The organism is Sulfurimonas sp., from assembly GCF_026991475.1.
Classification (GTDB): Bacteria; Campylobacterota; Campylobacteria; order Campylobacterales; family Sulfurimonadaceae; genus Sulfurimonas.
Genome location: NZ_JALXBK010000096.1, coordinates 1 through 23,463, shown reverse-complemented (window position 1 = coordinate 23,463; position 23,463 = coordinate 1). Strand labels below are relative to the sequence as shown.

Sequence of the window (23,463 nt, the reverse complement as noted above, 5' to 3'; positions counted from 1 at the left end):
AAATATATTATATGGAGGTATATCATGCGTGTAACATCAAGTATGTATTACCACAGTTTATACGGTACAAATAATTCAAAAATTAATAATGAACTTTTCGATGTTAATAAACAAATAGCATCTGGATTGAAAATTCAATATGCAAAAGATGATGTTGCTACTTTTACACAGACAATGCGTCTTGATAATGAAATGACAACGCTGGGACAAGTGAAAAAGAGCACAGAGAGTGGTTACAAAGTTTCAAATCAATCTGATGTTGTACTCAATGAATTTGAAACTTCTATGAATAGAATGAGAACCCTTTTACTCCAAGCTGCCAATGGAGCTAGTGATGATATTTCTCAAGATGCTATTGCTGAGGAGTTAAAAGGAATAAAAAAGAACCTTAAATCTTTAGCCAATACTTCCATCAATGGACAGTATCTTTTTTCAGGCTCTTCTGTAAATGTTAAACCTATTGATGATAATGGAAAGTATCACGGTAATGATAAGTCTATGAATGCCTTTTTAGGTTCAAACAATCAACAGCAGTATAACTTAACGGGATCAGAACTTTTTTTAGGAGAAGAGCATAATACTAAAAGAGAGATTACATCTAATGTCATTAACAATAATTTAATTGACGATGGGGTAATCACAACAGATAGTAGTATTCGAGATCTTATGGGTGATATTGATAATGATAAAACTACAGTAAATAAAAATTATTTTTATATCAGAGGTATAAAAAGTGATGGAACTGCTTTTAAAAAGAAACTAGAACTTGATGACACTGCTAAGGTGAGTGATTTGTTAACTGATATAGGCAAAGAATATGGAAATAGTGGAAATTTAGATTTGGTGAATGTAACATTGAACTCTAATGGAGAGATAGTTGTACAAGATAAACAAAATGGTTCAAGTAAACTTGATTTTCATATGGTCGGTGCTGTTGATTTTAATGATACAGGTAGGGCGAATGTTGATGATATTGATGATTTAAATAGTGGAGAGAGTGATTACGATAAAGTAAAAGATGATAATGATGGAGATACGAATCATCTATTTGTGCATGAATTTATAAAATCAGGGTTGAAACCAGCATCAGGTGCAGCAGATAAGATAGAGGGTATTGTTTATGATAGAACACAATTTTCTCAAGATGGTGCGAAACTTTCATCAAATGTAACTCAGGTTTTAAAAGCAGATAATGCTTTTGCTTCTCCATCTACAAAAATTTCAGAGGTTGCTGATTTAACTCGGGGTGAGGGAACACTTGATGGTACTGTTTTTAATTTGAGTGGAAAAGATATTGGGGGAAATGATTATAGCTTTGAAGTTCATTTAGATAAAAATGATCCAAATGATTCTAATAAAAATGGATCTTATTTTACTCCAGATGGTGGAACTACTAAGTACCATATATATGATATGGATCCAAATGGAAGAAAAGCAGTAGATGCAGATGAAATGACCTTTCAACAGTTGATGGACACAGTAAATATGGCGGTAACTAATACTTTACCAGCGGCAGATACAGCTGATAAATATGATGAAGCTATACAAGAGTCAAATGTAAAGGGAAAAACAGAATTAAGTTATGATGGAAAAATAACTTTTTCTGATCAAACATCTAGTATTACAAAAGCAAGTATTGCTTTGTATGACTCAAATAGTGATAATTTTACTAAAGATGCATCAGTTATGACATTTAATACTAACAATGCACTTACAATCTCTGATCCAAAAACAGATTTTTTTAAGACAATTGATGAAGTAATTACTTCTGTTTCGGACCATACAAATTATCCTGATGCAGAAAATGCTAACCCTAATACAATTGGAATAGAAAATGCAATTCAGAAAATGGATGATCTGCAGTCACATGTTGCGCGTATGCACTCTAAGGTTGGTGCACAATCAAACACACTAAATACATCTTTACAACGAACACAACTTTTAGAAGTGAGTACGACGACACTCCGTTCATCAGTTATTGACACGGATGTAGCAGAAGCTTCTTTAAAACTGCAACAATTGACTTTAAATTATCAAGCAATGCTCTCTACAGTAGGAAAAATTTCAAAACTTAGCTTGGTAAATTATCTTTAAATTAATAGCTATACTTTTTTTAGCTATACTTCATTTAGACTTCTTCTAAGAAGTCTATAATTCATTTGAAAGGTTCTCTACTTTGAAAGATACGCTCTATATTATATTTTTTGGTTTACTTATTTACTTCGGATTTTCTACAATTTTTGGTGATACTGGTTTAATGGGCTCTTATGGTGCAACTTTCGCACTTTATAATAAACTCTATTTTGGTTATGTTGCTTATGCTTGGCTTTTTATGCTTCTTGTACCTCTATATTTTTCGTATAAAAATGCTCGTTTTGACTTTAGAGTTGCAGAATTGATTGTTGCATCTTTTTTGCTACTATACTCATTTTTACTTGCACAATCTCTTCTGGTACATGGAGCTTTTCGAGGGAAATTTGGGGCTGATTTTGTTGATTTTTTATCTCCTTATATTGGTGTTTTTGGTTTATGGGTTTTTTGGTTTATTATTACTGCAGTTTCTATCATAATTTTAGCAGATAAAAACTCATCTCAAATTCTATCCCTTGTACTCTCTTTAGTGAAAAATAAAACTTCAAAAATAGATTTTTCATCTGAAAAAGAAGAAGAGCCTAAAAAAGAGATAAAAAAGAAGAAAAGAGCAGCATTAAAACAAGAAGAAGCTATTGAAATAGAAGATAAAGCACAAAAGAAAGAAGAGGAAAATCTTCAAAATATAACGCCAGTAATTGACACTGAAATTGTTTTAGAAGAGGAGATAGATAAACCTGCATATCTTCGTCATGAAGAGAACAAAGAAGAAAAAAAGAAAAATATTCTTGATATTGCAACAGAAGTTAAAGAGAAAAAAGCGACTGTTATTGTCGATGAACTCGAAGAGAACACAAAGCTTTTGGCAAATATTGAAAAAGGAAAAGTTGCAAAGCCTAAGAATTTTAAACTCCCTTCTATTGATTTTTTACAAAAACCAAAAGTGAGCAAGCATACGATTGATGAGAGTGAACTTGATGATAAAATACGCTATCTTATAGATAAACTTGCACATTTTAAAATAGATGGAGATGTTGTACGAACTTATGCTGGACCTGTTGTTTCTACATTTGAGTTTAAACCTGCAGCGAATGTAAAAGTGAGTAAGATTCTAAATCTACAAGATGATTTAGCAATGGCACTCTCTGCAGAGACCATTCGTATTCAAGCACCAATTCCCGGTAAAAATGTTGTAGGAATTGAGATACCAAATGAGACAGTAGATACTATTTATTTAAGAGAATTACTTGATGATAAACTCTTTAAAGACTCCTCCTCACCACTTACTATTGCACTTGGAAAAGATATTGTTGGAAAACCTTTTGTAACAGACCTGAAAAAGCTTCCTCATTTGCTTATAGCTGGAACAACAGGAAGTGGTAAAAGTGTGGGTATAAACGCAATGATTCTCTCATTGCTCTATAAAAACTCTCCAGACCAGTTGCGTTTACTTATGATAGATCCAAAGATGCTTGAGTTTTCCATTTACAATGACATTCCGCATTTGCTTACACCTGTTATTACAAAGCCAAAGCAGGCAATAGCTGCTCTTAATAATATGGTAGCGGAGATGGAACGCCGTTATGAACTTATGGCAGAAAGTCGTACAAAAAATATTGAGAACTATAATGAAAAAATTAAAAAAATAGGTGGTGAGCATTTTCCTTACATCGTTGTTATCATAGATGAACTTGCTGATTTGATGATGACAAGTGGTAAGGATGTAGAGATTTCAATTGCGCGTCTTGCTCAAAAATCTCGTGCGTGTGGTATTCACCTTATTGTAGCAACGCAACGCCCATCTGTGGATGTTGTAACTGGTCTCATTAAAGCAAATCTTCCATCAAGAATATCTTACAGAGTAGGACAGAAGATTGATTCTAAAATTATTTTAGATCAAATGGGGGCAGAGTCACTTTTGGGACGTGGAGATATGCTTTTTACTCCTCCAGGTGCAACTGGTCTTGTGCGCCTGCACGCTCCATGGGCAACCGAAGAGGAGATAGAAAATATTGTTGAATTTATTAAGTCTCAAAGAGAAGCAAATTACGATAAAAGCTTTTTAGTTGAAGAGAGTGAAGGTGGTGCTTCATCATCAAATGAATCATACGAAGAGCTAGATCCACTGTATGAAGAGGCAAAAAGTGTTGTGCTTACAGACAGAAAAACTTCTATCTCTTACTTACAAAGAAAATTGCAGATAGGATACAACCGTTCTGCAAGGGTTGTTGAACAGTTAGAACAAGAGGGTGTACTCTCTGCTCCAAATGCAAAAGGTATAAGAGAGATACTTTAGTGAAAAAAATTGAGCTTGTATTTACGGAGTATTCAAACTCTTTTAGTGTCTTTGTAAAAAACTTAGAGCAACTCAGTGTTGTACAAATTCAAGAACTGCAAAAGTTTGTTCTTGTGCGACATGGATATTTTTATTTTAACAGTTTTACTTTTTCTATTCAAAAAAGAATTACATTTACAGAGTTTAAAAAGCTTATATCTTCGTTAAATATAGATGCTGTTATTACACAAAAAAAGCTGCCTAAAACAAATTCTTCTAAACAAGTTAGCTTTGGAAAATACAAGGGTATGCTCTATAGTGAAGTACCTGACTCTTATCTGCTATGGCTTAAGAAAAACTACAATGGCGAAGATAGAGCAATAATTGTTTCCGAACTGAAAAAGAGAAAACTTTAAAGGTGTTACATTTTTTCACATATTCTAAGTAAAATAAAATTATACTGTTCCATAGTGTAACACTGTTGTATAAGTCACAATTCTTTAAGATATAATGGCTAAATATTAAAAACATAGGAATTATTATGGGATTTATTGAAGAGTATAAAGCGCATGTAGCGCAAAGAGAAGCTTTAGGTGTTCCACCTTTACCACTTACTGCTGCACAAACTGTAGATGTAATTGAGTCAATCAAAGTAGGTGAAAATGTAGCAGAGATGCTTGAACTTTTACGTAACCGTGTCTCTCCTGGTGTTGATGATGCCGCATATGTGAAAGCAGCATTTTTAAATGAAGTTGCATCTGAGGAGCATCATGTAGCATCAATTGCACCAGAAGAAGCAGTTCAAATGTTGGGAATGATGCTTGGTGGTTATAACGTAAAACCTCTAGTAAACTGTTTATCTTCAAAAAACAAGAAAGTAGTTGAAGCAGCAGTTGACGCACTTTCACATACTCTTCTTGTTTATGATGCGTTTAATGATGTTGAAGAGTTACACAAACAGGGTCTAAACGCAGCTAGTCAAGTTTTAGCATCTTGGGCAGAAGCTGAATGGTTCACTTCAAAACCTGCTTTAGCTGAAAAAATCACTGTAACGGTATTTAAAGTTGCTGGTGAAACAAATACAGATGATTTATCTCCTGCCTCAGAAGCTTTTACTCGTTCAGATATTCCTCTGCATGCAAACTCTATGCTGGCAGCTAAAATGGAAGATCCAATAGGTACTATTAATAAATTAAAAGAACTTGGTCATCCAGTTGCTTATGTTGGTGATGTTGTTGGAACTGGTTCATCAAGAAAGTCGGGTATTAACTCTGTTCAATGGCATATGGGTGAAGACATTCCGGGTGTTCCAAATAAACGTACTGGTGGCGTTATTCTGGGCGGAACTATTGCTCCTATATTTTTTGCAACAGCAGAAGATTCAGGTGCACTTCCTTTAGAACTTGATGTAACACAAATGGAGACCGGTGATGTAATTGATATCTTTCCATATAAAGGGGAAGCACATAAAAATGGTGAGTGTATTGCAACTTTTAATCTTCGTCCAAATACAATTACTGATGAAGTTCGTGCTGGTGGACGTATTCCTTTAATTATTGGTCGTGGTCTTACTTCAAAAGCTCGCGGTGTTTTAGGATTTGATGCAACTGACATTTTCCTTACAGCTGAGCAACCAGAAGATAATGGAAAAGGTTACACTCTTGCACAAAAGATGGTTGGAAAGGCTTCTGGTTTAGCAGGTGTTCGCCCAGGTATGTATGTAGAACCTGAAATGAGTACAGTAGGTTCTCAAGATACAACAGGACCTATGACAAGAGATGAAATTAAAGAGCTAGCAGCACTTGGATTTAATGCTGATTTGGTAATGCAATCATTTTGTCATACAGCTGCATATCCAAAACCATCAGATGTAACAATGCACCATACACTTCCTGATTTTATAGCAAATCGTTCAGGTGTTGCTCTTCGTCCTGGTGATGGTGTTATTCATTCATGGTTAAATAGAATGGTTCTTCCAGATACTGTTGGTACTGGTGCAGATAGTCATACACGTTTTCCTATCGGTATCTCTTTTCCTGGTGGATCTGGAATTGTTGCGTTTGCAGCTGTTACAGGTTCTATGCCACTTACGATGCCTGAGTCTGTTCTTGTAAAATTTAAAGGTGAAATGCAAGCAGGTATTACACTTCGTGATCTTGTAAATGCTATTCCTCATCAAGCAATTAAAGAAGGACTTTTAACTGTTGAAAAAAAAGGTAAGAAAAATATCTTTGCTGGTCGTATTTTAGAGATTCAGGGGCTTCCTAATTTAAAAGCTGAGCAGGCATTTGAACTTTCAGATGCTTCCGCTGAGAGATCGGCTGCAGCATGTACAGTACAACTTAACAAAGAACCCGTTATTGAATATTTAAAATCAAATGTTGTACTTTTAGAGCAGATGATTGATGCTGGTTATGAAGATCATAGAACACTTCGTCGTCGTATTGCTAAAATGGAAGAGTGGTTAGCAAATCCAACCTTAATGACTGCAGATGAAAACGCTGAATATGCGGCAGTAATTGAAATTGATTTAAATGAGATTACAGAGCCAATTTTAGCATGTCCTAATGATCCAGATGATGTAGCAACACTTTCAGAAGTTTTAGCATCTGATAGACCGACGAAAATTGATGAAGTATTTGTTGGTTCTTGTATGACAAATATTGGTCACTATCGTGCATTAGGTGAAGTTCTAAAAGGTGAGGGTGCTGTACCAACACGCCTATGGGTATGTCCACCAACAAAAATGGATGCAAAACAGCTAACAGAGGAGGGATACTACTCTCTATTTGGTGCTGCTGGTGCTAGAACTGAAATTCCTGGATGTTCTTTATGTATGGGTAATCAAGCGCGTGTTGCTGACAATGCTATTGTATTTTCAACATCAACGCGTAACTTTGATAACCGTTTAGGTAAAGGTGCACAAGTGTATTTAGGTTCAGCAGAGCTTGCTGCGGTATGTTCTCTTCTTGGTAAAATTCCAACAAAAGAAGAGTATATTGCATTGACGCAAAAAATTCAAGGTAAAGAAGATGATATTTATAAATATCTTAACTTTAACCTTATTCAAGATTATAAACTTAACTAGTTTATAATCTTAACGAGAAGCAGAATCATTCTGTTTCTCTTTTACTCTTTAATCAAATCGTAATCTTCTGGGATTTGTGGTATAAAGCTTTTTTCTTCTATTTTTTTATCTGTATTTGTATTTGTAAAGTTTATAGTGATTTTATTGTCAAGCTCATCTTTGTATGATATAGAGACTAAAATACTATTATTTATAGTGATTAAATAATTTTTTCCTCGAAAATTCGCAAGGTAATGTTTATTGTCTATCTTTTTTGCATTTTTTATTAAAGAGAAAAAATCAAAATTATCGCCTATCCTTTTAATAATAGCCTGTTCTAATTCTGGTTCTACTATAACAATTTTATGAGGAAGTATATAAACTTGTTTATCTACTGGTGATTTATATTGCCACAGAGCATATTGTGGTTTTGCTGCTTTAATATGCCCTTTGTATGTAATGGTTTTATTTTCATCATCGACTATATTTTGAGTAAAATTAGCTTCAAAATATTGAATGTTTTTAATGCTTGCTTGAGCAGTAACTGTCACAAGTGCTAAGAATAGTAACTTTTTCATCTCTCTCCTTTGATAAGAAATTATAGCAAATTATCTATTTATACTTTTTATTATGTTTAATGTGATAAAATAAAGCAATTTAAATAACTACTATATAGTAAATTATATAGTATGACAATAAGGTTGCAAATGCTACAAGCATTCATGGGTAAGGTATTTGGTACTGCAAATGACCGAGAATTAAAAAAATATGTAAAAAAAGTTAATAAGATAAATGCGCTAGAAGAGAAATATAAAGCGCTTAGTGATGAGGAACTTCAAGCTGCGTTTGAAGCTTTAAAAGAGAGTGTGTTAAATGAAGAAAAAACACTTGATGATGTACTCTTTGATTCTTTTGCAATAACAAGGGAATCATCACATCGTGTATTGGGTATGCGTCATTTTGATGTACAGCTTATAGGTGGTATGGTTCTTCACGAAGGGCGTATAGCTGAGATGAAAACAGGTGAGGGTAAAACACTTGTAGCAACTTTGGCGATTACATTAAATGCAATGACAAACAAAGGTGTTCATTTAGTTACGGTAAATGATTATCTTGCTTCGCGTGATGCAAATGAGATGGCACCACTCTATAATTTTCTAGGCTATAGTGTTGGAACAATTTTAGAAGATATGAATGATCCTGCTCAAAAAAGAGAGGCTTACGAAGCTGATATTACTTATGGTACAAACAATGAGTTTGGATTTGATTTTCTAAGAGACAATATGAGTTATTCTCGTGATCAAATGGTACAACGCGGACATAATTTTGTAATTGTTGATGAAGTCGATTCCATTTTAATTGATGAAGCAAGAACGCCACTTATTATTTCTGGTCCAACAAATCAAAATATGCAAGATTATATCCGTGCAAATTCTATTGCTGTACAACTTGAAAAAGAGACACATTTTACTGTAGATGAGAAAGATAAAATAATTCTAATAACAGAAGATGGGATTACAAAAGCTGAAGAACTTTTCGGTGTTGAAAATTTATACTCTCCTGAAAATGCATCACTTCCACATATGCTCGATCAAGCCCTTAAAGCAAATCACCTTTTTGAAAAAGATGTGGATTATGTTGTAAATGATGGTGAAGTTGTTATTGTTGATGAATTTACAGGTCGTTTAAGTGAAGGACGAAGATTTTCAGAAGGATTGCATCAAGCGCTTGAAGCGAAAGAGGCAGTTGAAATAAAAGAAGAGACACAAACACTTGCAGACATTACATTTCAGAACTACTTTAGAATGTATGATAAGTTAGCAGGTATGACAGGAACAGCAGAGACTGAGGCAACAGAATTTGCAGAGATTTATTCACTTGATGTTGTCTCTATTCCTACAAATATTCCAATTTTAAGAGAAGATTTAAATGATCTTATCTATAAAACAGAAGAAGAAAAGTTTGGCGCAGCTATTGAGACAATAAAAAAACTTGCAAAAACTGGACAACCTGTACTTATTGGTACTGCTTCGATTGAAAAGTCTGAACTTTTACATGAGCTTTTAAAAGAGAAAAAAATTGCACATACCGTACTTAATGCAAAAAATCATGCTCAAGAGGGTGAAATTATTAAGCATGCTGGTGCTAAAGGTGCTGTAACTATTGCAACTAATATGGCAGGGCGTGGTGTTGATATTAAAGTAGATCAAGAGGTAAAAGATCTTGGTGGTCTCTATATTATTGGTACAGAAAGACATGAAAATAGACGAATTGATAATCAACTCCGTGGACGTTCAGGTCGTCAAGGTGATCCTGGTACTACACAGTTTTATCTCTCTTTAGAAGATAATCTCTTAAGAATTTTTGGTTCAGACAAGATTAAATCTATTATGGAAAGACTTGGTGTTGAAGATGGTGAATATATAGAGTCTAAAATGGTGACTCGTGCAGTAGAAAAAGCACAGAAAAAAGTTGAAAATATGCACTATGAAGGTCGTAAGCAAATCGTTGAATATGATGATGTTGCAAATGAGCAGAGAAAAATTGTATATAAATTTAGAAATCAACTCTTAAGTGATGAGTATGATATTACATCAAAAGTAAATGAAATTAGAGAAGAGTGGTTAATAAATCTTTTTTCTCTTGCGGATATATATGAAGGTTCAGATGCAGAAGATTTTAATCTTGAAAAACTTGCTGAATTACTCAAAGAACAAACGAATTTTGATCTAGATCTTGATGTTTTAAAAGATTTAGAATATGAAGAGTTATTTACAAAAGTTTTAGAAATTTTAAAAACATCTTATGATGAAAAAATGAGTGTTATAGATGAAGAAACACGCCAAGCAATAGAAAAAGAGTTTTATCTTAAAGAACTTGATAATTCATGGAGAGAACATCTATATGCAATGGATAATATGAAAACAGGTATTCGCTTACGTGCATATAATCAAAAAGATCCTTTAGTAGAGTACAAGAAGGAGAGTTTTAATCTTTTTGGTGAACTTATTAATGATATTAAGTTTAATACTATTAGAACGCTTCATATTATTCAATTTCAAGTTGAAACAGCAGAAGAAGAAGCGGCAAAACTTGCCCAACAACTAGAAGAAGAAAAACGTGCTCAAGAGGCGTTAATGCACTTTAACCTTCGTGATGATGTAGATATTGATGCTGAAGATGATTTACCAGTAATAGAGAAAAAAATAGCAAGAAATGAACCTTGCCCATGTGGCAGTGGAAAAAAATATAAACAATGTTGTGGTAAGAGTGGTCCTAAAAAAGGTGTATTTGCCTCTTGAAACACTCAGTAGTAACTTATCTTGTAAAAAGATTTTTACGCTTTGATAAAGAACAGCCTTTTATCTTTATCTCTGCGCTCCTCGCATTTTTAGGGATTACTTTAGGTGTTATGGTACTTCTTATTGCCATGGCACTTATGAATGGTTTTGATAAAGAATTTAAGCATAAACTTACTATTATGAATTATCCCTTGACTATACTTCCCAAATTTTATGGTTCAGTAAATCAAAACCTTCTTATAGATTTAGAATCAAAATTTCCAAATTTAAAATTTAGTCCTTATGTTCAATCGTCCGTTATGGCAAGAAGTGGAAGAAAACTAGAAGGTGGTTATCTTTTTGGTGTAAATTTTGATGATGAAAAGAGTGTTAATTCTGTCCTGAAAAAGGCTATTGATGGACATCATTTTAAGAAATTTGATGTGCTTATTGGACATAGCCTAAAAGAAGAGTTTGACCTCAATACCAACGATAAACTTATGTATATTTTTACAAATTTAGAACCAGGAGGACTCTCTGTAACTCCTAAAATAAAAAGATTTCATGTACGCTCTGTATTTGACTCTGGCTTGTCTGCTTACGATAAGGCTTACTCTTACACTACATTAGCATCTTTGCAACTTATTTTAAATATGCCACGAAATGAGTACGATGGAATCCATATATATTCACAAAATCCACATGAAGATATAAAAAGAATTCAAAAGGCACTTCCAATTACTACTACGGTCAAAGGTTGGTGGGAAGATAATCTTAATTTTTTTGCTGCTCTTGAAATGGAAAAAACTTCTCTTTTTATTGTTTTAATGCTCATTATTCTAATCGCAGCCATAAATATAATTTCATCTTTACTTATGACCGTAATGAATAGGCGTGGCGAAATTGCATTACTCTTGTCTCTTGGTGCAACAACGGGTGAGGTAAAAAAGGTATTTTTATATCTTGGTGTTGTTATTGGTATTGGAGGCATAATTGCAGGAACTGTTTTAGGCTTAAGTGGCATCTGGATTTTAAGTAATTTCGATATAGTTTCCTTACCCAAAGATGTCTACCCTACATCAACTTTACCCTTAGATTTAAGCCTTTGGGATTTTTTCATGATTATTGTTGGAGCTTTTGTAATTGTAGTTGCTTCTTCTTATTATCCTGCTAAAAAAGCAAGTGAAGTAGATATACTTACTGTTCTTAGAAACGAATAGTTATGATGCTTAGGTACTTATTGATGGCTAGTACCACTTACATTATCTACTGCCTTTTTAATTAGTCTGTATGGCAGAGTAAGTGTTCGTTTAATAATATTTAAAGGTGCTGCAACTATATCTTTTGCAAGTTGCGTTTGTATTTTTGGATTATTTAGTTTGCCCGTGACTTTTAATGTAGTAGAGAGGCTCTTACCATCAAATATAATATATCCTACTAATGGAATCTTTGAAACATCACTTGCTAAATCCGTTTTTAAATTTAATAACAAATTGATTTTATTTTGTTTTATATTTGCAGTTCCTTTCCCTACAATTTTTAACTCTTTTGAGTTAAGATAAAGGTTAGAAATATTCATTAATCCATTTTTAGATGAAAAATTAAGATAAGCATTTTTTACATAAAGTCCATCTTTATTGTAGTTTGGTAAAGAAAAAGTTACTAAAGAGGGAACAGTGTTGACAAAGGCAAGAATATTATTTAAGAGTTTATAATCAACTATTGTTGTATTGTTCATAAAGAAAACACCTGAGTAATCATCAAAAGTTCCTTGCATGGAAAAATCCAATCTCCCTCCTATAAATTTTGAAAATGCTGAGAATTGTTCCATAAATTTGTCATTAAAATCTTTTCCATAGAGATAAAATTTATTGTGAGCAAGTCTAAAACCGGCTTGTCCTTCTTTATATGTTAATTGTGCAGTAATGATATTGTTAATATATTGCATATATATTTTATCAGATATTGCATATCTATTTTTTCCTATGTATATATATGAATTTGTCGCGTTTAAATATATTTTAGGTGCTGGTGCAGAAGATTTTGTATTGGTTTGTGTTGTTTGAATGCTTTTAACTAGCTTGATTATTTCATTTATATTGATACCACAATTTTTGGGATTAATTTTTACTTTGTCGTCGATTTTTATTTTAACACTATTATTTACATTCATATATATTTTTCTATCTTTAGTAATTTTACCTACTATTTTATATTTATGAATTTGCTTGTTTTTATCCATAAGTATTGAATATGGATAGATGATATCTGCTTGGAACTTTGTACTTGTTTGTATGCTTTTTTTATAAAAACTTACTGAACCATTAGAAATATTCAACTGTTTTAAAACATCTGAATTTTTTGCTATTGTATTCAATGAAAATAGATTAAGTCCCCATTTTTCTTTATCTGAAAAAAATGTGGCATCGAGTTGAGGAGATTTAACTGTGATGTTTCTGTCACTAAAAAATGCTTGCACTCTAATCTTTTTATTATTATAAAGAATTCTTTGTGTTCTTGGACTCTTGAGTATAAAATTATTCAGTTCAATATTTACTTTATTGGAATTAAAGAGATATTTTGCATAGATTTTGGTAGTTATATATTTACCAATCTCAATTGAAGTACGTTGTAATCTAGCACTTTTATCATCAAAAATCATTTGAAGCTTCTTGATTTTATATTGTGAACCATTAATAGATATATAAATATTATTTGCTGCGTTTAAAGTAAGTTTAGTATCGTATTCTGCTTTAAGGTAGACATCTGTTTGTTCAAGTTTCAAACTCTCATAATTAAGTTTAAAGAGATCTATGTCAAAATTTAAATGTTTACTCTTTATATTTAGAGTACCGCTAACAAATGTTTGTGCGAGATTTTTAGCACTAATCATTACCGGAGGTACTACAATAGTAGCATCATTGATATCATAAGGCATAGAAAATGCGTCAACTATTATCTCTTGATTTTTATATTTCCATTGTGATTTACTAAGTTGTAAAAATTTCTTATTTTTTGAGAGGTGATATAAAACATAAAGTTTTGAGTTTGATTTGTCAAGTTTTAATCCTTTATATTTAATGCTATTAACTTTAAAACTAATGTCACCAAGCTCTTTTTTGACATTATAAATAGCACTTAAATTTGTATCGAGAATATTTTGATATTTAATCTGCATTTTATTAATTGTCACATCACTATTATGTAGATGAATATGACTATTAAAAAGATTGAGATTAAGACCTATATAGTCAATATTTGCTTTTTTAAGCGAAAAGTCTCCATCAACATTGACATGAATTGTGCGTAAATCTACATTCAAATGTAAATCTGTTTTTATTACACCACTATTTTGCTTAAATGGCAATATTATTTTATATACAGACAGAAGATGTAATATATCATTATTTACTTTTCCATCTAAGTACAAATATAGATCTAAAAACTCATGTTTTTTTGTAAAGTCGATTTTTAACCAACTGTTTTTTAAGTATGTATTATATGTATATGCTTTTTGTGGTTCAATATAAAGAACACCATTTTTAAATTTTAACTCTGTTTGCTTACTATCAATAGTTGCAAGTTTTGGATTGTATCTATATTTTAAAGAGTGAACCACTGCGTTTAAGTAGATATGTTTATAGGCATTCTTCATATCATTAAAGTTGATTTCCCCATTCACTTTTTTTATTGTTACATATTTTGCTTCAATTGCATCATTCGCCCAGTACTTAACATCTTTATTAAAAGGAATAAGATTAAGTAGATCTTTAATATTGTGAATATCATTGTGTGATTTTATAGTGTAACGCAGATGATTTTCATCAGATATAGCATTCAGAATCAAATTTGCATCATTATTTAGTGAAATATTTAATTTTGTATATTGTTTTAAAGTAGTGGTGTTTATAACAATATTGCCATTGATTCTAGTTTTATATCTGCTACTATTTAAGTCATGAATATGAATAGCTAAATTACTGTTTTTTGTAAAAAGTGTAGCATTGCAATTAATTAGGTTTTTATAGTGAAAATGGAGTAACCCCTTTTTTTTTGAAGAGTAATCAAAATTAGCTGTAAAATCATCTACCTCAATTTTACTAATAGTGAGAGTGCCTATATATGGTAAGATTTTAGGAATTAATTTTAAATAGTTGTTAATCTCTTCAAAGCTTAGTTTTTTACTAGATGCTGTTTGTTGTTTGATTTTCAGATCATCAATTGCAATATGAAGTTTATTGTCAAGTCTAATATAACTGTTTTTAAGATAAAAATTTGATATATGCAGATTATCAAGATATAATCCATTTTGTAAAACAAAAAATAAAAAGACTAGAAAGAGAATTATGAAAGAAAAAAAACTCACAATACTCATGTATATTTTCGATATAATTTTAATAATAACTCTATCTCTCATGTACTACCTAAATAAGCCAATTCAAACCGCTAAAATACTCTATATACCGAAGGGTTCTATAAATCAAATTATAGCACAATTAGAGCGAAATCATTATGATGTAAATAAATTAGATACATACTTTTTAAGACTAATTGGTTCACCGCAAAATGGATGGATAAATTTGAAAACTTCAAGTAATACAAAAGCAGATTTTTTATATAAATTAACGACTTCTAAAGCTGCACTACAAAAAGTAACACTTATTCCAGGTGAGACTACATATGTTTTTTTGAATGAATTAGCAAAAAAACTAAAGCTAAACGCAGTGACCTTACAAAAAGAGTATAAGCGCCAATCTCCTTATAGTGAAGGAGTATTTGTACCTGATACATATCAGTTGCCAATAGGTATACATGAAGCAACTGTAATAAAACTTCTGCTTAAACTTTCGCTACGTAAAACAAAACAGCTCTCCTATAAAATTTTTGGCACATACAATGAAAAAAAATGGTTTCATTATGTAGCACTTGCATCTATTATTCAAAAAGAATCAGCGAATAGTGCTGAAATGCCTATAATAAGCTCTGTAATTTATAATCGTCTTAAAAAAGGTATGAAGTTACAAATGGATGGCACTCTGAATTATGGGAAATATTCACATATTAAGGTGACTCCTAAGAGAATTAGGGAAGATATGAGTATATATAACACATATAAACATAAAGGTGTTCCTAAAATTCCAGTATGCAATGTTGGGTTTGATGCGATTAAAGCTGCGATATTTCCAGCAAAAACAGACTATCTTTACTTTGTAAAATCAAAATTAGGAACACATAAATTTGCATGTAACTATTCTACACATTTACGTAATATAAGGCATGCTACAAAATGAAACATATTTAAAATATCTTGACTTATTTTTATAAGGTTTACGCATATTATATATCTTAGTGTTATTATTGAACTTATAAAATTCATGGATTGTAAGATTGATGGATCTAAAATATAACTATGAGGACGAACAATGTCAAAAATCATTTGGACTAAAATTGATGAAGCTCCGGCTTTAGCAACATATTCATTACTACCAATTGTGCAAGCTTTTACAAAAACAGCTGGTATTGAGGTAGAAGAGAGAGATATATCTTTATCAGCTAGAGTGATTGCAACTATGGCAGATTATTTAAAAGAAGACCAAAAGATGGCTAATGAATTAGCATACTTAGGTGAAGTTGTGCAACAACCAGAAGGGAATATCATTAAACTTCCAAATATTTCTGCTTCAATTCCTCAACTTAAAGAGTGTATTGCAGAACTTCAATCAAAAGGGTATGCTTTACCGGAGTATCCTGAACATGCAGAGAGTGAAGAAGAAAAAGCACTTCAAGCAAAATATGCTACTTGTCTTGGTTCGGCAGTTAATCCTGTCCTTCGTGAAGGAAATTCAGATCGTCGTGCAGCACTAGCAGTTAAAAACTTTGCTAAGAAAAACCCGCATAAATTACGTCCTTTTTCTGAAAATTCAAAAACTTATGTAGATTCAATGTCATCGGATGATTTTTATGCAAATGAACAATCAGTGATTATTGATGGTGAGCAAAACGTAACTATTGAACTTAATGGTAAAGTTCTTAAAAATGTTGATGCAAAAGATAAAGAGATTTTAGATGGTACATTTCTATCTGCAAAAGCATTGCGTAAATTTTATAAAGAATCAATTCAAAGAGCAAAAGAGAATGGTGTTTTATGGTCACTTCATCTAAAAGCAACGATGATGAAAGTATCTGATCCAATTATGTTTGGTCATGCTGTTGAAGTATTCTTTGAAGATGTATTTGCCAAATATGCAGATGAATTTGAAAAACTTGGTGTAAATGCAAACCTCGGTCTTGGTGATTTAGAGAAAAAACTGGAGAATTCGGATAAAAAAGATGAAATTTTAGCAGCATTTAAAAATGTGATTAATAATGGTGATGTAAACATTGCTATGGTTGATAGTGACAATGGTATTACAAATTTACATGCTTCAAACGATATTATTATTGATGCTTCGCTTCCTGTTGTTGTTCGTGATGGCGGAAAAATGTGGAACAAAGATGGTAAAACAGAAGAGTGTGTAGCTGTAATTCCAGACCGTTGTTATGCTAACTTCTATCGTCCAATGATTGAGGATTGTGTAAAAAATGGTCAATATGATGTAACCACTATGGGTAGTGTTGCAAATGTTGGTCTTATGGCTCAAAAAGCTGAAGAGTATGGTTCTCATCCAACTACTATTGAAGTACCTGAAGATGGAACTATGGAAGTAAAAGATGCTGCTGGAAATGTTCTTATGAGTCATAAAGTAGAAGAAGGTGATATTTGGAGAATGTCTCGTGCAAAAGATATTCCAATCAAAGATTGGGTTCGTCTTGCAGTAGAGAGGGCTAGAATTGAAAAAGTACCAACAATTTTTTGGTTAGATGAAAATCGTGCTCATGATGCGAATATGATCAAAAAAGTTAATGAGTACTTAAAACTGCATGATACGGAAGGTTTAGACATTCGTATTATGGAAGTAGAGGAAGCTACAAAATTTTCTAATGCTCGTGTTAGAGAAGGGAAAAACTCTATTGCTGTAACTGGTAATGTTTTACGTGACTATTTAACTGATATGTATCCAATTTTAGAGCTTGGAACATCTGCAAAAATGCTTTCAATCGTTCCATTATTAGCAGGTGGTGGTCTTTTTGAAACTGGTGCTGGTGGATCTGCTCCTAAACATGTTGATCAGTTTCTTTCAGAAGGACATTTGAGATGGGATTCTCTAGGTGAGTTTTTAGCGCTTGCTGAATCTTTAAGATATATTGAGCAAAAACATCCAGATGAAAAATTAGAGGCTGTTACTGCTGCACTTGATGTTGCAAACAATAGATACCTTGACAACAACAAAGCTCCATCAAGAAAAGTTGGTGAGCCAGACAATAAAGCTTCTCATTTTTTTGTAGCTCAATATTGGGCACAAGATTTAGCTGATAGTGATAATGCTGAAATATCTGCTAAATTCCGCCCAATAGCAAAAGCTCTTATTGAAAACGAAGAAAAAATTATTGCTGAACTTTTAGCTTCAGAAGGTGAGGCAAAAGATATTGGTGGTTATTACCGTCCAGATAATGCAAAAGCTGTTGCGGCAATGCGCCCATCTGCTACTTTGAATGCTATTATAGATTCAATCTAGTTTTAAAAATAGTCATGTGTAAATTACACATGACTTTTTATGTTGTTAAATGGCATTTGATGTACTTAAGTGTTGTGTGTTCGCACATACTGTTTAAGTATATTTCAAACTCAATGCCATTGTAATTTAATTTTAAGGAGCATATATGAGTCAAGGGAAAAGAGTAGGTATTGTAGGAGCAGGGAACGTTGGTGCAACAGTTGCGTATTCTCTTGCTATGCAAGGATCTTGTCATGAGATTATTCTTCGTGATAATAAGATTGATGTAGCAAAAGGAAAAGCGTTAGATATGTCCCAAGCTGCTTCTGCTGTTAGAAGTCATACTGTAGTCTCTGTTGCTGAAGAGATGTCTGATCTTGTAGATTGTGATGTTGTAGTTATTACAGCTGGAAGCCCAAGATTACCGGGTATGAGTCGTGATGACTTACTTATGATAAATGCAAAGATTACAAAAGAAGTGGTGCTTGGTGTTGCAAAGTATTCACCTCAGGCTATAATTATTATGGTTTCAAATCCTCTCGATGCTATGACTTATGTTGCTCTTAAAGAGAGTGGATTTGAAAGAAGTAGAGTAATTGGTATGGCAGGAATTCTTGACAGTTCTCGTATGGCTGCGTTTATACAAGAAAAACTAGGCTATGGCGGAGGACAGATTCGTGCTTCAGTCATGGGTGGACATGGTGACGATATGGTTCCTCTTCCTCGTTACTCAACAGTAGCTGGTGTTCCTCTGACAGATGTTTTGAGCCAAACAGAAATAGATGAAATTGTTGACCGTACGCGCCATGGTGGAGCTGAAATTGTGGGTTACCTTAAAACTGGCTCAGCGTATTATGCTCCGGCAAAATCTGCAGCTATTATGGTTGATGCAATTCTTAAAGATACAAAACAGATTCATCCATGTGCTGTTTGTCTTGAAGGTGAATATGGTTATAGTGATGTTGTATCTGGTGTGCCTGTAATGTTAGGTGCAAAAGGTGCTGAAAAGATCATTGAAATCACATTAGATGATAAAGAAAATAAAATGTTTGCTCAGTCATGTGCTTCGGTAGAAGGTCTGATTAATACATTAAAATCAAACAATTTTTTTGAAGGAGAATAAATAGATGAAAACTCGTATTGAAAAAGATACAATGGGGGAAATTGAAGTTCCTGTTGATGCTTATTGGGCTGCACAAACGCAGAGAAGTATACAGAATTTTAAAATTGGTGCAGAGACAATGCCATATGAGATTACTCGTGCATTTTCATATTTAAAAAAGGCAGTAGCTCTTGTAAATAAAGATTTAGGTAAGCTTGATGCAAAAAAAGCAGATGCAATAGCGCAAGCTGCTGATGATATGCTTGCAGGTAAACTTGATGGAAATTATCCTTTAGTTGTATGGCAAACTGGTTCAGGTACACAATCAAATATGAACAACAATGAAGTGCTTGCAAATCGTGCCACAGAGATTTTAGGTGGAGATTTTAGAGTAGAAAAACTTGTTCATCCAAATGATGATGTAAATAAATCACAATCTTCAAATGATACTTATCCGACTGCACTTCATGTAGCTTCTGTTATTGCTGTTGAAGAGCAACTTTTACCTGCTATTGCAAAATTAAAAGCTACACTTCAAGCAAAAAGTGAAGAGTTTGCTCATATTGTAAAAATTGGACGAACACATCTTCAAGATGCTACACCTTTAACTCTTGGTCAAGAAATTAGTGGTTGGGTAGAGATGCTTAATAAATCTGAAAAAATGGCAAAAGATTCACTAGAGGCTGTAAGAGAGCTTGCCCTTGGTGGAACTGCTGTTGGAACAGGACTTAATGCACACCCTGAACTTGGTGAAAGAGTTGCTAAAAAACTTTCAGAACTTACTGGTCATGACTTTATAACAGCTCCAAATAAATTTCATGCCCTAACATCTCATGATGCACTTGTATTTGCACATGGTGCCCTAAAAGCACTATCTGCAGATATGATGAAAATAGCAAATGATGTGAGATGGTTGGCATCTGGTCCTAGATGTGGAATAGGGGAGATTGAAATTCCTGCGAATGAACCAGGCTCTTCAATTATGCCAGGAAAAGTAAATCCTACACAAAGTGAAGCCGTTACAATGGTAACTTGTCAAGTTATGGGTAATGATGCTACTATTGGTTTTGCAGCGTCTCAAGGTAATTTTGAGTTAAATGTATTTAAACCTGTAATTGCATATAATTTCTTACAGTCAGTAAGACTTTTAAGTGATTCTATTGTTTCATTTAATGATAATGCTGTAGTTGGTATAAAACCAGTTGAAGATAAAATTGATTACTACCTAAATAATTCACTTATGTTAGTAACAGCACTTAATCCATATATTGGATATGAAAACGCAGCAAAAATTGCAAAAACTGCACATGCAAATAACTCAACACTTAAAGAGACTGCAATTGAGCTTGGTCTTTTAACTGCTGAACAATTTGATGAGTATGTTAAGCCAGAAGAGATGATTGCACCAAAAGCATAGTGCTAGTGCGGAAAAAACTAATTTAAAATAAGGAGATTAAATGAATGTACATGAGTATCAAGCAAAACAAATTTTTGCTAAGTATGGTGTTCCAACACCAAAAGGTATAATGGTTGAAAGCGTTAAGGATGCAGTTACTGCTGCTGAGCAGTTAGGTGGTCCGGTATGGGTTGTTAAAGCGCAAATTCATGCAGGTGGTCGTGGTCTTGGTGGTGGTGTAAAACTTGCTAAGAGTCTTGAAGAAGTTGAAGAGTTAGCAAATGAAATACTTGGAATGACTTTAGTAACACATCAAACTACTGCAGAAGGTAAACTTGTTCAAAAGCTTTACATTGAAGATGGAGCAGATATTAAAGATGAATTTTATCTCTCTGTTGTTTTAGATAGAAAATTGGAAATGCCTTTAATTATGGCATCTACTGAGGGTGGAATGAATATTGAGGATGTTGCTGAAAAAACTCCTGAAAAAATCATTACAGTTCCAGTTGATCCATCTATTGGTTTTCAAGGATTTCATGGACGAGAATTAGCGTTTGGTCTTGGAATTACAGACAAAAATGAGCAAAAAAACATTATTAGTTTTGCATCAAAACTTTATAAATTATATATGGATAATGATGCAGAATTAATCGAGATTAATCCACTTGTAAGAACTGGAAATGGCGAGTTTTTAGCACTAGATGGTAAAATGGGATTTGATAATTCTGCTCTTGGTCGTCATCCTGATATCGCAGCGATGAGAGACTTAAGTGAAGAGGACCCAGATGAAGTTGAAGCTTCTAAATATGGTCTCTCTTATGTTGCTCTTGATGGTGAAATTGGTTGTATGGTAAATGGTGCTGGACTTGCTATGGGTACTATGGATACAATTAACCATATGGGTGGAACTCCTGCAAACTTCCTTGATGTTGGCGGTAGTGCAAATGCGGAGACTGTTGCAAAAGGATTTGAGATTATTCTTAAAAATCCAAATGTAAAAGCTATTTTTGTAAATATTTTTGGTGGTATCGTAAGATGTGACCGTATTGCAAATGGTATTATTGAAGCAACAAAAATTACTGATGTTAATGTTCCTGTTATTGTTCGTCTTGATGGTACAAATGCACCAGAAGCTGCTGAAATTCTTAAAAATGCAAATATATCAAACTTAATTGTTGGTGATGATTTAGGTGACGGTGCAGCAAAAGCTGTAGCTGCTGCAAAAGGAGAATAATTAAATATGTCAATTTTAGTAAATAAAGATACAAAAGTAATCGTTCAAGGTTTTACAGGTAAAGAGGGTTCTTTTCATGCTGAGCAGTGTCTTGCTTATGGAACTCAAATTGTTGGTGGTGTTACGCCAAACAAAGGTGGTCAAGAGCATTTAGGTAAACCCGTTTTCAATACTGTTGCTGAGGCTGTTAAAAATACAGGTGCAACTGTAAGTATGATTTTTGTTCCACCTGCATTTGTTGGTGACGCAGTAATGGAAGCTGCTGAAGCTGGCATAGAGCTTGCTGTTATTATTACAGAAGGTGCTCCAGTAAAAGATATGCAAATGGCAAAAGCTTATGCAACAAAACACAATATGAAAACTATTGGGCCAAACTGTCCTGGTATTATTACTGCTGAAGAGTGTAAAATTGGAATTATGCCTGGTATGATTTTCAAAAAAGGTAATGTTGGACTAATTTCAAAATCTGGTACACTTACTTATGAAGGTGCAAATCAAGTATGTAAAGAAGGTTTTGGAATTACTACTGCTGTTGGTATTGGTGGAGATCCAATTATTGGTCTTTCATACAAGCAAATTTTACCAATGTTTGAAGCAGATCCTGAAACTGAAGCAATTGTTATGATTGGTGAAATTGGTGGAGATCTTGAAATTCAAGCTGCTAAACTTATTAAAGAACAAATTACTAAACCAGTTGTTGCATTTATTGCAGGGCAGACTGCACCTAAAGGTAAAACTATGGGGCACGCGGGTGCAATTGTTTCAGGAACTGCAGGTACTGCAGCTGAAAAAATGGCAGCACTTGAAGCGGCTGGAGTAAAAGTTGTTGTTAGTCCTGCAGAAATTGGTAAAGCAGTAGCCGAAGTATTAGCTAAAAAGTAATTTTAATTTTTGTGTGAGCCATATTTGTTACATTATGTAGTGGTGTAGGGCGTTATTAGCACAACTTTAGAGTAAATTTATAGTAAGTTAGATACTCTTTTAAAATATTAGAGTAAAATGTGGTCTTAAACTACATTTTAAAATTAGGAGAATAAATGGGAACTTTTAAAACTGAAAACCCAGGAAACCAACCAGTTTGGGTAAATACAAGTAACTGTAAAGCATGTGATATTTGTGTATCTGTATGTCCTTCAGGTGTGCTTGGAATGGTCTATGAAAAGACTTCAACGCTTGGTGCAATGATTTCAATAGATCATCCAGAAGCTTGTATAGGCTGTATGGAATGTGAATTGTCTTGTCCTGATTTTGCTATTTATGTAGCAGATAGAAAAGAGCTAAAAGCAGCAGGTAAAGGTTTTGCTAAATTAACAGATGAATCAAAAGCGAGACAAGCAGCAATTGTTGCAAACAATTATATGTCTTTAGAAGAAGAAGGAGCTAAATAATGGCAAGAGAAGTAATTTCAACTGGTAATGAACT

Annotated in this window: 15 protein-coding genes; 13 read left to right on the top strand and 2 right to left on the bottom strand. The window is 33.1% G+C overall.

Annotation, left to right across the window (positions count from 1 at the left end; genetic code table 11):
- The first annotated feature begins 24 nt into the window (after nucleotides 1-24).
- From MV589_RS08400 to acnB, 4 genes are all read left to right on the top strand, one after another.
- Nucleotides 25-2,094: a flagellin N-terminal helical domain-containing protein gene (locus tag MV589_RS08400; RefSeq protein WP_297433833.1), complete on the top strand. Its 2,070-nt coding sequence runs from the start codon at nucleotides 25-27 to the stop codon at nucleotides 2,092-2,094.
- A gap of 82 nt (nucleotides 2,095-2,176) precedes the next feature.
- The gene (locus MV589_RS08395) at nucleotides 2,177-4,387 is read left to right on the top strand and encodes a DNA translocase FtsK (RefSeq protein WP_297433831.1); all 2,211 of its coding nucleotides are present in this window, start codon (nucleotides 2,177-2,179) and stop codon (nucleotides 4,385-4,387) included.
- Nucleotides 4,387-4,782, top strand: coding sequence for a putative quorum-sensing-regulated virulence factor (locus MV589_RS08390; RefSeq protein WP_297433829.1), 396 nt, complete (start codon nucleotides 4,387-4,389; stop codon nucleotides 4,780-4,782). Before MV589_RS08395 ends, MV589_RS08390 begins: the two co-directional genes overlap by 1 nt.
- 125 nt (nucleotides 4,783-4,907) lie before the next feature.
- Complete coding sequence (acnB, locus tag MV589_RS08385) at nucleotides 4,908-7,454, top strand: bifunctional aconitate hydratase 2/2-methylisocitrate dehydratase (RefSeq protein WP_297433828.1); 2,547 nt, start codon at nucleotides 4,908-4,910, stop codon at nucleotides 7,452-7,454.
- Between the two features lie 41 nt (nucleotides 7,455-7,495).
- Here the strand turns inward: acnB and lolA are convergent, their stop codons facing one another.
- Nucleotides 7,496-8,011, bottom strand: a complete 516-nt coding sequence (lolA, locus tag MV589_RS08380; protein ID WP_297433827.1) for a LolA-like outer membrane lipoprotein chaperone — start codon at nucleotides 8,009-8,011, stop codon at nucleotides 7,496-7,498.
- Nucleotides 8,012-8,140: 129 nt separating this feature from the next.
- Here lolA and secA point away from each other — a divergent pair, with 129 nt between their 5' ends.
- Nucleotides 8,141-10,735, top strand: coding sequence for a preprotein translocase subunit SecA (secA, locus tag MV589_RS08375; protein WP_297433825.1), 2,595 nt, complete (start codon nucleotides 8,141-8,143; stop codon nucleotides 10,733-10,735).
- The gene (locus MV589_RS08370) at nucleotides 10,732-11,934 is read left to right on the top strand and encodes an ABC transporter permease (RefSeq protein ID WP_297433824.1); all 1,203 of its coding nucleotides are present in this window, start codon (nucleotides 10,732-10,734) and stop codon (nucleotides 11,932-11,934) included. The genes secA and MV589_RS08370 overlap by 4 nt, the downstream gene beginning before the upstream one ends.
- Before the next feature lie 17 nt (nucleotides 11,935-11,951).
- Here MV589_RS08370 and MV589_RS08365 read toward each other — a convergent pair whose 3' ends face one another.
- Entirely contained in the window at nucleotides 11,952-15,080 is a 3,129-nt protein-coding gene (locus tag MV589_RS08365) for a YhdP family protein (RefSeq protein WP_297433823.1), read from the bottom strand.
- Here MV589_RS08365 and mltG point away from each other — a divergent pair.
- From mltG to MV589_RS08330, 7 genes are all read left to right on the top strand, one after another.
- A complete protein-coding gene (gene mltG / locus MV589_RS08360; RefSeq protein ID WP_367271586.1) occupies nucleotides 15,061-16,005 on the top strand; it encodes an endolytic transglycosylase MltG in 945 nt (314 codons plus the stop codon). The two genes, MV589_RS08365 and mltG, sit on opposite strands and share 20 nt — an antisense overlap.
- Before the next feature lie 132 nt (nucleotides 16,006-16,137).
- A complete protein-coding gene (locus tag MV589_RS08355) occupies nucleotides 16,138-18,330 on the top strand; it encodes an NADP-dependent isocitrate dehydrogenase (protein ID WP_297433822.1) in 2,193 nt (730 codons plus the stop codon).
- Between the two features lie 145 nt (nucleotides 18,331-18,475).
- Entirely contained in the window at nucleotides 18,476-19,432 is a 957-nt protein-coding gene (gene mdh / locus MV589_RS08350) for a malate dehydrogenase (protein ID WP_297433820.1), read from the top strand.
- 4 nt (nucleotides 19,433-19,436) lie between these two features.
- Complete coding sequence (fumC, locus tag MV589_RS08345) at nucleotides 19,437-20,828, top strand: class II fumarate hydratase (RefSeq protein WP_297433818.1); 1,392 nt, start codon at nucleotides 19,437-19,439, stop codon at nucleotides 20,826-20,828.
- Nucleotides 20,829-20,868: 40 nt separating this feature from the next.
- Entirely contained in the window at nucleotides 20,869-22,041 is a 1,173-nt protein-coding gene (gene sucC / locus MV589_RS08340) for an ADP-forming succinate--CoA ligase subunit beta (RefSeq protein WP_297433816.1), read from the top strand.
- Between the two features lie 6 nt (nucleotides 22,042-22,047).
- The gene (gene sucD, locus MV589_RS08335; protein ID WP_297433814.1) at nucleotides 22,048-22,923 is read left to right on the top strand and encodes a succinate--CoA ligase subunit alpha; all 876 of its coding nucleotides are present in this window, start codon (nucleotides 22,048-22,050) and stop codon (nucleotides 22,921-22,923) included.
- A 155-nt stretch (nucleotides 22,924-23,078) separates the two neighbouring features.
- Nucleotides 23,079-23,429, top strand: a complete 351-nt coding sequence (locus tag MV589_RS08330) for a 4Fe-4S dicluster domain-containing protein (RefSeq protein ID WP_297433811.1) — start codon at nucleotides 23,079-23,081, stop codon at nucleotides 23,427-23,429.
- Nucleotides 23,430-23,463 lie beyond the last annotated feature (34 nt).